We start from the raw sequence: 12,063 nt of genomic DNA on the forward strand, positions 1-12,063 counted from the left end.
TGGGTATCGATGCCGGCATCGCTGAATTCGTTCTCGATTACGGCGATTCTCAGGCCGTGCTCGGCCTTGAGCAGGTGACGCAACAGGGTGGTCTTGCCGGCGCCGAGAAAGCCGCTGAGGATTGTTACGGGGATGGGAGAGGACAAACTGGATCTCCTTTTTCACACAGGAAAAAACAACACAAAACAAATGTGGGAGCGAGCTTGCTCGCGATGGCGGACTGTCAATCAACAGTGATGTTGAATGTTAAGCCGCTATCGCGAGCAAGCTCGCTCCCACATTTGTTTTGTGTTGTTTTTTCCTGTGTGAAAAAGGAGATCCAGTTTGTCCTCTCCCATCCCCGTAACAATCCTCAGCGGCTTTCTCGGCGCCGGCAAGACCACCCTGTTGCGTCACCTGCTCAAGGCCGAGCACGGCCTGAGAATCGCCGTAATCGAGAACGAATTCAGCGATGCCGGCATCGATACCCAGTTGTTGGGTGACGAGCCGGTGCAAGTGATGACGCTGTCCAATGGCTGCGTCTGCTGCACCATCCATACGGACCTGACCAAGGCGCTTTACTTGTTGCTGGAGCGTCTGGACCAGGGCGATATCGCCTTCGACCGGCTGGTGATCGAATGCACCGGCCTGGCCGACCCGGCGCCGGTGGCGCAAACCTTTTTCATCGACGAAGAGTTGCGCGAGCGCTATATCCTCGACGGCATCATCACCTTGGTCGATGCCGCCCACGCTGATCTGCATCTGACCCAGACCATCGCCCAGGCGCAGATCGGTTTCGCCGACCGCTTGTTGGTGAGCAAGCGTGATCTGGTGGACGAACCGACCTTCACCGCGTTGAGCGAGCGCCTGACCCGCATCAACCGGCGTGCGCCGATCCGCGTGGTTGACCATGGCAAGATCGACCTGGCCGAGTTGCTCGATGTGCGCGGCTTCAACCTCAACGCCGACCTCGGTGGCGGCGTGAGTTTGCGACCGGTCAGCCGGGCCCCGTCCATCGACCGCATTTCCAGCCTGGTGCTGCGCACTGAAAAACCGCTGGATATCGACAAGCTCAGCGAGTTCATGAACGAGTTGCTGGAGGAGCATGGCAAGCAATTGCTGCGCTACAAAGGCGTGTTGAATATCCTCGGCGAATCCCGTCGCATGGTGTTTCAGGGGGTGCTGAAGCTGTATGGTTTCGACTGGGATACCGAGTGGGCTGAAGACGACGTGCGTGAGAGCGTGATCGTGTTCATTGCCGATGACTTGCCGGAAGAAAAGATTCGCGAGGGGTTTGCGCGGGTGGCGGCTGATTAAATTCAGAAATTGCAGCGAGCCTTAAGCCGCCATCGCGAGCCTGCTCCGGGCGGCGTTCCGACGAAAGCGGTCTAACCTGCGGCACAATGTTGGCCCAGTGCCGATGCAGGGTTCAGCAACAAGTCTTCCAGATAATCCAGGTGCCGGTTGAGCACAATTTCTGCCTTCGCAGCATCCCATCGCTCCAGCGCATCCAGGATCTCCATGTGCGCCTGCCATACGCAATAATCCATCGACTGCAGCTCAAACTGCGCAAGCGCCAACGAAGTCAGCTGCACCAGGCTGTCTAGAAAGTGCGACAACGGTGCATTACCTGCCATTTCTGCCAATCGCAGGTGAAACTCTCCCGACAAACGGATCGCCCGGCCACGCTCAGTGCATTGACGCTCGCTATCGACCAGCTCCCGCAGGTGCTTCAAACCTTGAGCGCAGGGGCGCTGACAGGCCAGCCGCACGAGCATGATCTCGGCCAGACGCCGGGCATGCAGTGTCTGCCGGGTCTGCTCGACATCAAGCTCGGCGACGCGGGGACGATGGTTGACTCGTAAGATGATGATCTGCTGATGGGACAGTCGCGTCAGCACATCACGCATGTCGCTGCGCCGTGCACCGAACATCTGCGCCAGGCTTTCTTCCGTAAAGCGACTGGCCGAATGGATGCGCTGTTCGAAAATGGCGTCCAAGACCCGCGAATACAGATCACCCACCGAAGGGCGGACGGGCAGGGTAGCGAGCGTTTGTGGCGAGGCGTAGCTGTTCATGGCCAATCTCCAGTTCGAAGAGGTTTCAACTGCCGAGGTTGTCTTCCGGGATGTTCAGTTCGATGCCCATGCGCTGGCCCTCGCGCAAAATGTGCCGACGCATCTCGGCGCTGGCCTGGGCGCTGTTCTTGCTGCGGATCGCCCGCACCACCGCTTCGTTTTCTTCAAGGCGCTCTGCCAGATGCTCCGGGGAGTTGCGCAACACTTCGGCGCTTTGCTTGAGGGCATTGCTGGTTTGCTGGACCACGCTCTGGAAGATCGGGTTCGACGTCAGTGTGAACAGCTCTTCGTGGAACGCGATGTAGGCGCTTACGCCGGCTTCACTGTCGTTGGCCTCCAGGGCTTCGCGCATGTCCATCAAGGTCAGGCGCAGTTGCCCGACTTCCTTGCTGCTGATGGACTGCGCCACGAGGCCGACGATGAACGGTTCGAGGGTGTAACGCAGTTGCAGCACGTCTTCCAGGCTCGCTGCGGCCACCGCGCTTTCGTGGGACTGGCCATCGCTGAGACTGGCCTCGAGTACCACTACGCCTTTGCCCGGCATCGAGCGCACCAGGCCAAGGGTTTCCAGGACGATGACTGCCTCACGCAGGCTCGGGCGGCTGATACCCAGCTGTTCGGCCAGTTCACGTTGCCCCGGCAGCATTTCGCCGGAGCGCCACTGACCACGGGCCAGAGCGGCCCGAAGTTTTTCCACGACTGAAGTTACGACGGTTGACGAGGTAATCACTGTTCGCTCCATGAGCATCTAAAAGTGGTGAAAGTGTGCCGACCAAGGCGAGGCCGGCACACCGTTGATTCAGAATTCCTGCTGATGCGCCGGTGCGACCGGTTTACGCGGCTGGAAGGTATAACCCGCCTGGCCGGAAAGTACCTTGTTCGCCCGCTGCACATCGATGTCCTTTTCCCAGCGCGCGATGGCGACGGTCGCCACACAGTTACCGATCAGGTTGGTCAGCGCCCGGCCGATGCCCATGAACCAGTCCACGGCCAGCACCAGCACCAGACCCACCACCGGAATGGCCGGAATGGCTGTCAGGGTGGCCGCCAGGATCACCAGCGCCGAGCCCGGAATGCCGTGGGCACCTTTGGAGGTGATCAACGACACCAACAGAATCGTCAGCAGGTCGGTCATCGCCAGCGGCGTGCCGGTGGCATTGGCGATGAACACAATGGCCAGGGTCAGGTAGATCGAAAAACCGTCGAGGTTGAACGAGTAACCGGTAGGTATCACCAACCCGACCGTCGAACTGCCGATGCCCAGATGCTCAAGCTTGCGCATGATTTGTGGCAGCACGGCGTCGGACGAAGCGGTGCCCATGACGATCAACAGTTCTTCGCGCAGGTACTTGAGCAACGGCCACATCTTCAAGCCAGAGAGGCGCATCACCAGGCCGAGAATCAGGGCCACGAAGGCAGTACAGGTCAGGTAGAACAGGCCGACCAGGCTGCCCAGGTGTTGCAGCGAGTCCAGGCCATATTTGCTGGTGGTGAAGGCGATCGCGCCGAATACACCGATCGGTGCCAGGCGCACGATCATGCCCATGATGCGGAAAATCACGTGGCTGAGTTCATTGATCAGCCGGGAAATGCCCGACGCCGCCTCGCCCACCAGATTCAGCGCACTGCCGAACAGCACGGAGAACAGCAGGACCTGCAGGATGTTGTTATCGGCAAAGGCACCGATCACCGACGTCGGAATCAGGTCCATCAGGAACTGTGTGGTTGTGTGCATGTGCTGACCGCGCTGGGCAATGTCGCCCATATCGGCTGCGGAAAGCTGCTCCAGGTGAATGTTCGCACCGCTGCCGATACCGGTGCTGAAGGCGAATACCAGTCCGATCACCAGAGCGATGGTGGTCAGCACTTCAAAGTAGATCACCGATTTCAGACCGATTCGGCCGACCTTCTTCAGGTCGCCGGCACCGCTGATGCCACTGACCACTACGCAAAACACAATCAGGCCGATGAGCATTTTGATCAGCTTGATGAAACCGTCACCGAGTGGTTTGAGCTGAGCGGAGTATTCGGGAAGGGTCAGCCCGCAGACGATGCCGAGCACCAGTCCGAGAACCACTTGGAGGAAGATTGAACGCGAGCACCATCTGAGCATGGGAGGAATCCTGGTCGGTGTCCTGGCTGCCGTGCGCAGGGCGCATCGACTTCAGGACTTAATTATTGTGGTCTTACCGGTATGTCCAGTGCAGGCGCAGTCTAGGCGCTATTTTTGGGTGTTCGCAAGTAAAAATTAGAAAATTGGCATGACCGGTCTGACCAGTGGTGCTGGTCCTGTAGGAGCGAGCCTGCTCGCGATGGCTTCAATGACAATGCGTTGAACCAGCAAGCACGCGTTACCGTTGACGACCTTCGCGAGCAAGCTCGCTCCTACACAGGTGTTTCGCAGGCGAAAAAAAACCGGCCATCTCTGGCCGGTTTTTTTAACTGCGGTTTAGCGGGGCTGATTAAGCGCCGTACACCGGCAGTTTCTTGCAGATGGCCTTGACCTTCTCACGAACGGCGTCGATCACCGCTTCGTTGTTCAGGTCAGCCAGGATGTCGCAGATCCAGCCGGCCAATTCCTTGCACTCTGCTTCCTTGAAGCCGCGAGTGGTCACAGCCGGAGTACCGAAGCGCAGGCCGGAAGTGACGAACGGAGAGCGTGGGTCGTTTGGCACGGAGTTCTTGTTCACGGTGATGAACGCTTTGCCCAGAGCGGCGTCGGCGTCTTTACCGGAGATTTCCTGCTTGATCAGCGACAGCAGGAACAGGTGGTTCTGAGTACCGCCGGAAACCACGTCGAAGCCGCGTTCGATGAACACGCCGGCCATGGCCTGGGCGTTCTTCACCACTTGCTGCTGGTAAACCTTGAACTCAGGCTGCAGCGCTTCCTTGAAGCAGATCGCTTTAGCGGCGATCACGTGCTCCAGCGGGCCGCCCTGGGCGCCCGGGAATACGGCGGAGTTCAGTTTCTTCTCGATGTCGGCGTTGGCGCGAGCCAGGATCAGGCCGCCACGTGGACCGCGCAGGGTCTTGTGGGTGGTGGTGGTCACCACGTCAGCGAAAGGAACCGGGTTCGGGTAGACGCCAGCGGCGACCAGACCGGCCACGTGGGCCATGTCGACGAACAGGTAAGCGCCAACCTTGTCGGCGATTGCACGGAAGCGCGGGAAGTCGAGGATCTGCGAGTAGGCAGAGAAACCGGCCACGATCATTTTTGGCTTGTGCTCGACAGCCAGCCGCTCGACTTCGTCGTAGTCGATCAGGCCGTTGGCATCGATGCCGTACTGGATGGCGTTGTACAGCTTGCCGGAAGACGAAACGCTGGCACCGTGGGTCAGGTGACCACCGTGGGCCAGGCTCATGCCCAGGATGGTGTCGCCAGCAGACAGCAGGGCCAGGTAAACGGCGCTGTTGGCTTGCGAACCGGCGTGCGGCTGAACGTTGGCGTAGTCGGCACCGAACAGCTCTTTTGCTCGATCAATTGCAAGCTGCTCGACGATGTCGACGTACTCGCAACCGCCGTAGTAGCGCTTGCCCGGGTAACCTTCGGCGTACTTGTTGGTCAGTACCGAGCCTTGAGCTTCCATCACCGCTGGGCTGGTGTAGTTTTCCGAAGCGATCAGCTCGATGTGTTCTTCCTGGCGCTGAGCTTCTTGCTCCATGGCGGCAAAAAGGTCGGCGTCGTACTTGGCAATAGTCAAATCACGGCTGAACATGGCGGTCCTCAAGGATCGGGGGCGGAAAAGGGGGGCATTCTAACCCAATGGGTTTTAGATGGCATATGAAACGGCATCATGTCGCAGACAAGTGGTGTTCATGCGGGGATTAGCGGTGATCGTGCCGGCCCCATCGTCGGAACGCCGCCCGGAGCRAGCTYGCTCCGGGCGGCGTTCCGACGATGAGGCCAGTAGCCGCGCCGCAAATCTCAGTCGAACATGAACAGCGCATCATTGCTGAACTGCCCTTCGAACCGAGCCGCCGGCATCGGGCGACCGAACAGGTAACCCTGCACCTCGTCGCAACCGTGCTCCCTCAGGAAGTCCAGCTGCTCATGGGTTTCCACACCTTCGGCGATCACCGCCAGGTTCAGGCTGTGGGCCATGGCGATGATTGCCCGGGCGATCTGCGCATCCTGCTCACCCGACGGCAGGCCGTCGACGAAGGTGCGGTCGATCTTCAGTACGTCGATCGGGAACTGCTTGAGGTAGTTGAGCGATGAGTAACCGGTACCGAAATCGTCGACCGCAATGCTCAGGCCGAGGTTTTTCAGGCCATCGAGAATCTGCATCGCCTCGCTGACTTCGCGCATCAGGATACTTTCGGTCAGTTCCAGTTCCAGGCACGCCGGCGGCAGGCCGGTTTCCTTGAGGATGGTGGCGATTCGCGTGCCGAGCTGGCCATCGGAGAACTGCCGCGCCGAGATGTTCACCGACACCTTCGGCACCCGTACCCTGGCCTGATGCCAGGCCTTGAGTTGGCGGCAGGCTTCGCTGATCACCCAGTCGCCGACATCCACCACCAGCCCGAGCTCTTCGAGCACCGGAATGAAATCCCCCGGCGGCACCAGACCGCGGCGTGGATGGCGCCAGCGCAGTAGCGCCTCGGCACCGGTCAGGCGCTTGCCGTCACCGCTGAACTGCGGCTGGTAATACAGCACGAATTCGTTCTGTTCCAGGGCATGGCGCAAGTCGCTTTCCAGTTCCAGTCGCTCCAGGGCGCTGGCATTCATGTCCGCCTGATAGAACTGGAAGTTGTTCTTGCCGCGCTCCTTGGCGTGGTACATCGCCGTGTCGGCATTCTTCATCAGCTGGCTGAGTTCGTTGCCATCCTGCGGGCTCAGGGCGATGCCGATACTGGCCGTGACGAAGAATTCGCGGCCTTCGAGCACGAACGGTTTCACCAGGCTGGCGAGAATCTGCTCGGCCACATGAATCGCCCGGTTCAGGGCGATTTCACGGTTGGCTCGCGGTTGCAGGAGCAAGGTGAATTCATCACCGCCCATGCGCGCCACGGTATCGTCATCGTCGACGCAACCGAGCAGGCGCGTGGCCATTTCCTTGAGCATGCGGTCGCCGGCAGCGTGGCCGAGGGAGTCGTTGATCGGCTTGAAGCGATCGAGATCGAGGAACATCAGCACCACCCACGACTTCTGCCGTTCGGCCGATTGCAACGCCGTGTGCAGGCGATCCTGGAACAGCGATCGGTTGGGCAGGTGTGTCAGGGCGTCGTAGTAGGCGAGGCGGTGAATCCGCTGCTCGCTGGCCTTGCGCTCGCTGATGTCGCTGAAGAAACATACATAGCTGGCCAAGTCGCCTTCGTCATCGAGTACGGCGGTGATCCCGACCCAGGCCGGGTAGTGCTCGCCATTGCGACGCTTGAGCCAGACTTCGCCTTCCCAGGTGCTGTGCTGGCCCAATTGCTTGAGTACGTAACGCAGGTGGGATTCCTGTTGCTCGTCGACGGTCAGCATGTTCGGCAACTGGTCGAGGACCTGCTCCACGGCATAGCCGCTGACACGGCTGAAGGCCTCGTTGGCCTGGACGATGTAGCCGGCCGGGTCGGTGATCAGGATCGCCGAGGTCGAGTGTTCGAATACCGTGGCGGCCATGCGCAAGTCTTTTTCCGCCCGGCGTTGCTGGCTGATGTCGCGGCCGACGCCGAGCACGCCTTCGAACGTACCCTGTTCGTCCCAGACCAATACCAGGCGCAGTTCGATCGGGATCTTGCGCCCGTCGGCCCGCAGGCAATCGAACAGGAACAGTTGGGTTTGCACCTGGCTGCGCAGCAGCGCCAGTTGGTCCGGCTGATCCAGCGCTTTGCTGACCCGGTCCATCAGGTGGTAGATGCCAGTCAGTTGTTGCGGGTTGGCGATGGTCGATTGCCAGCCGTTCTGGAAAATCCACTCGGCGTCGTAACCCAGCACCGCTTGCACCGAAGGGCTGACGTAATTGAGGTTGAGGCGGCTGTCGGTGGAGAAAATCACATCGCTGATGCTTTCGGCGAGCATCCGGTAGCGCTGCTCGCTGTCGCGCAGGGATTCACTGGCTTCGATCTGGTCGGTGATGTCCTTGGCAACGCCGATGATCCGCGTGACCTGGTCCTCCTTGTCCCGGGCCAGTGCCTGCTCGCGAATCTCGAAGCGTCGCCACTGGCCGTCCCGATGGCGGAAGCGCAACTGGCACTGCATCAACTGGCGATAACCGGCCTGGCGCTGGACCTGGCGGGAGCGATGGTAATAGTCGGCGTCTTCGGGATGCAGGAGGATTTCCCAGAAGTATTCGCCCATCTGGTGCAGCTCGGTGCGGTTGTAACCCAGGGTCTGGCCCAGATGATGGTTGCTGTAGATCATGCGCTGGCTGATCACATCCTGCACATACAGGTGATCCGGTACGGTGCGCACCACGTCCGACCAAAATCCTTCGCGCTCCTGCAGTGACAGTTCGATGAGCTTGCGGCTGGTGATGTCGGTGATGCTCAGGATCACCGCGTTATAGTCGTCCTGGGTTTGCGGCAGGCGCAGCACCAGCCATAGATGCTGGTCGCGACCGCTGGCATCCTGCAGTTTGATTTCCAGCTCGAGCTGTTGCTGCTGGTTGAGCATCGCGTCGAGCACCTGGTTGCCGATGGCGGTGCCGTCCTGCGGATGGCCGTCGATCAGCAGTTTCCAGGCTTTGTCGGCGCTATCGACATTAAGCAATTGCAGCGCGACCTGGTTGACCGCGGTGATCCGCAGTTCCTTGAGCAATTGCCGGCGTTGTTCCGGGATCGCCAGCCACGCGTGCAGTTGCTCGCTGCCCTGCAGTTGTGCCTTGTCGAAAAAGACCTTGAGCCCGGACATGTCGAGGACACACAAAGCCACGCCGGTGCCTTCGAAAATGTCCTGATAACGCCGGCGGCCTTCACTCAATTGGCGCTGACGCCGGCGCATGTTCAGCAAGGCGATGAACGGCAGCATGGAAAACGCCAGGCCCAGCAGACATTTGCCGATGAACGCCGGCAGCAGCTCTTCCAGCACGCGCTGGCGGTCGAACAAGCCGCGCAGTTGCCAATCGCTGCTGCTCAGCGGCACCGTCAGCACGCTGTTGGCGACATCGTCCTCGGTCAGCGTGCCCGGATTGACCGAGGGCAGCGCATCGTCGCGGCTGATGACCTGATGATTGATGCGGTTCTCCACCAGCCACATTGGGCGGCGGCCGGCCTCGCTTTGCTTGGTCAAGGACGAAAAAAAGCTGGGGGGCAGGCGCAAGACCCAATAGCCTCGGGAACTGCCGCTGGCCTGATGCAGCAATAAATGCACCACGGAACCGTCGGAGGCGTTGCTGAAGTAGTGCGTCTGGGCGTGGCTGCGGCGTACCAGTTCAGCCAGGTAGTCGCTGTCATCGCTGTCCGGAGCGCTGTCACTGATGACTCTTCCCGAGGGGCTGAGCAATGCCAGGCTGCGCAGATCAGGCAGCGACTGTTGCAGCTTGCGCAGCAGCGCCTGCAGCTCATCGGCGTCATGCGGTTGCTCGACGATCGGCAGCAGGTTGAGGGCGATCTGCGCGTTGAGCGCCATGTTCAGGCTGACCTGCGCGGCCAGATCGGCGGTGTAGTCGATGGTGTATTGACGCTGGTTTTTCTGGGTTTCGCGCAACTGATCGAGCAATTGCCAGAACAACAGGGCCAGCAGCAATAGTGCGAGTGTCGCCAAGGCGCCCTTCAAGGTCCCGCGCAGGGGGGAGCCGGGCGCTGTGGCCGGCTMACTGGAAGTCAGGGGCGGAGGGACATTGGACAAGCTGTAATCCTGCGGTTTGGCTGGACTGGCGCGACGTGCACTATAAGCCGGACGCCCGAAGGGCGGCTAGCATGCCTTGAGTTGTGGCGAAGTGCCAGCCCCTGCCCGTCGGCTGGACTGCCATCTGTCATTAAGGTAGCTTTGCCGGTTACGCGGGAGCGTTCCAGCTCCTAGACTCAGACTTTTTCAGCGTCGCCTCACGCAGGCGACGCGCACGGTCTGGCCGGGCATCGCCTGCGCTCCAATCATTCATCAGTCACTGACCCTAGGTTCTCCATGGCTCAATACGTATTCACCATGCATCGGCTGGGCAAAGTTGTTCCGCCGAAGCGGGAAATCCTGAAAAACATTTCTCTGTCTTTCTTCCCCGGCGCCAAGATCGGCGTGCTCGGCCTCAACGGTTCGGGTAAGTCCACGCTGCTGAAAATCATGGCCGGCGTCGACACCGAGTTCGAGGGCGAGGCCCGCCCAATGCCGGAGCTGAACATTGGCTACCTGCCGCAGGAACCACAACTGGATCCGACCAAGACCGTGCGTGAAGTGGTCGAGGAAGCGGTCAGCGTGATCAAGGACGCCCAGGCGCGCCTGGACGAGGTCTACGCGGCCTACGCCGATCCGGATGCCGACTTCGACAAACTGGCGGCTGAACAGGCCAAGCTCGAAGCGATCCTGCAAGCCAGCGACGGTCACAACCTGGAGCGCCAGCTGGAAGTCGCCGCCGACGCGTTGCGTCTGCCGGCCTGGGATGCCAGGGTCGAAGTTCTGTCCGGTGGTGAAAAGCGTCGTGTAGCCCTGTGCCGCCTGCTGCTGTCCGCCCCGGACATGCTGCTGCTCGACGAACCGACCAACCACCTGGACGCCGATTCCGTCGCCTGGCTTGAGCACTTCCTGCACGACTTCCCGGGTACCGTGGTAGCGATCACGCACGACCGTTACTTCCTGGACAACGTTGCCGGCTGGATTCTGGAACTGGACCGCGGCGCGGGCATTCCTTACGAGGGCAACTATTCGGGTTGGCTGGAAGCCAAGTCCGATCGTCTGGCTGCAGAATCCAAGCAGCAGTCGGCCCACGAAAAAGCCATGAAGGAAGAACTGGAGTGGGTGCGCAAAGGCGCCAAGGCCCGCCAGTCCAAATCCAAGGCCCGTCTGCAACGCTTCGAAGAAATGCAGTCGCAGGAATTCCAGAAGCGCAGCGAGACCAACGAGATCTACATCCCGGCCGGTCCGCGCCTGGGCGACAAGGTCATCGAATTCAAGAACGTCACCAAGGGCTACGGCGACCGCGTGCTGATCGACAACCTGTCGTTCTCCATGCCTAAAGGCGCCATCGTTGGTGTGATCGGCGGTAACGGTGCCGGTAAGTCGACCCTGTTCCGCATGCTGATGGGCAAGGAAACGCCGGATTCGGGCAGCATCGAAGTCGGTGAAACCGTGCAGCTTGCCTGTGTGGATCAGAGCCGCGAGGATCTGGACGGCAGCAAGACCGTGTTCCAGCAGATCTCCGACGGTTCCGACCAGATCCGCATCGGCAACTACGAGATCCCGTCGCGTACCTACGTCGGTCGCTTCAACTTCAAGGGCGGCGATCAGCAGAAGTTCGTCAAGGACCTGTCCGGTGGTGAGCGCGGTCGCTTGCACCTGGCCCTGACCCTGAAAGAGGGCGGCAACGTCCTGCTGCTCGACGAACCGTCCAACGACCTCGACGTCGAAACCCTGCGTTCCCTGGAAGAAGCCCTGCTGGACTTCCCGGGCGCCGCCATTGTGATCTCTCACGATCGGTGGTTCCTTGACCGCGTCGCGACGCACATCCTGGCGTACGAAGACGACTCGCAAGCGGTGTTCTTCGAAGGTAACTACAGCGAATACGAAGCCGATCGTAAAAAGCGTCTTGGCGAAGCAGCTGCCCAGCCGCATCGTGTACGGCACAAGAAACTGGCCTGATTTCGGGTTGGTTGCATAAGAGAGCGGAGCCTTCGGGCTCCGTTTTTTTGTGCGCCCAGCATGGGCGCAATCTTGCGGGTGAAAGTCCCGTCGTAAGCTGACCACAGCGAACGAAGTGAAGCGCAACTGCATGAGGGCGACCGAGTGTGGGGAGGAAGCGTGAATCGAAACCGCGAGCCGATGGACAAGAACCGGATATAAGGCGAAGCCGATCAGGGCGAGCGAGCAAAAGATCGCGAAGCTCTTGTGGTCAAGGATCAGGCTGCGTAAATCCGGCGGTTGTGCGGGGAA

Annotated in this window: 8 protein-coding genes; 2 read left to right on the forward strand and 6 right to left on the reverse strand. The window is 60.3% G+C overall.

Annotated elements, in window-relative coordinates; translation table 11 throughout:
- Positions 1 to 146 (reverse strand): GTP-binding protein (locus AC1DRN_RS29060; protein ID WP_477786886.1); only part of this gene is annotated, 146 nt, incomplete at its 3' end.
- 178 nt (positions 147 to 324) lie between these two features.
- Between AC1DRN_RS29060 and yjiA the strand changes: the two genes are divergently transcribed.
- A complete protein-coding gene (yjiA, locus tag AC1DRN_RS29065; RefSeq protein WP_223461050.1) occupies positions 325 to 1,296 on the forward strand; it encodes a GTPase in 972 nt (323 codons plus the stop codon).
- A gap of 71 nt (positions 1,297 to 1,367) precedes the next feature.
- On the opposite strand, the gene AC1DRN_RS29070 is transcribed toward yjiA, so the two are convergent.
- The 5 genes from AC1DRN_RS29070 to AC1DRN_RS29090 all read right to left on the reverse strand — a co-directional run bounded on the left by AC1DRN_RS29070 (position 1,368) and on the right by AC1DRN_RS29090 (position 9,831).
- A complete protein-coding gene (locus AC1DRN_RS29070) occupies positions 1,368 to 2,057 on the reverse strand; it encodes a GntR family transcriptional regulator (protein WP_223461052.1) in 690 nt (229 codons plus the stop codon).
- Positions 2,058 to 2,082: 25 nt separating this feature from the next.
- A complete protein-coding gene (locus tag AC1DRN_RS29075) occupies positions 2,083 to 2,787 on the reverse strand; it encodes a FadR/GntR family transcriptional regulator (protein WP_108216407.1) in 705 nt (234 codons plus the stop codon).
- Positions 2,788 to 2,856: 69 nt separating this feature from the next.
- Positions 2,857 to 4,170: a C4-dicarboxylate transporter DctA gene (locus tag AC1DRN_RS29080; RefSeq protein ID WP_108216408.1), complete on the reverse strand. Its 1,314-nt coding sequence runs from the start codon at positions 4,168 to 4,170 to the stop codon at positions 2,857 to 2,859.
- A 349-nt stretch (positions 4,171 to 4,519) separates the two neighbouring features.
- On the reverse strand, positions 4,520 to 5,773 hold the full coding sequence (gene glyA, locus AC1DRN_RS29085; protein ID WP_223461054.1) for a serine hydroxymethyltransferase: 1,254 nt from the start codon (positions 5,771 to 5,773) through the stop codon (positions 4,520 to 4,522).
- 209 nt (positions 5,774 to 5,982) lie between these two features.
- Positions 5,983 to 9,831 carry a sensor domain-containing protein gene (locus AC1DRN_RS29090; protein WP_477786885.1) on the reverse strand — a complete coding sequence of 1,283 codons (3,849 nt, stop codon included), beginning with the start codon at positions 9,829 to 9,831 and terminating at the stop codon, positions 5,983 to 5,985.
- 276 nt (positions 9,832 to 10,107) lie between these two features.
- On the opposite strand from AC1DRN_RS29090, the gene ettA reads away from it, so the two are divergent.
- Positions 10,108 to 11,772: an energy-dependent translational throttle protein EttA gene (ettA, locus tag AC1DRN_RS29095; RefSeq protein WP_223461058.1), complete on the forward strand. Its 1,665-nt coding sequence runs from the start codon at positions 10,108 to 10,110 to the stop codon at positions 11,770 to 11,772.
- Positions 11,773 to 12,063: the final 291 nt, after the last annotated feature.

The organism is Pseudomonas sp. P5_B3 (genome assembly GCF_056400405.1).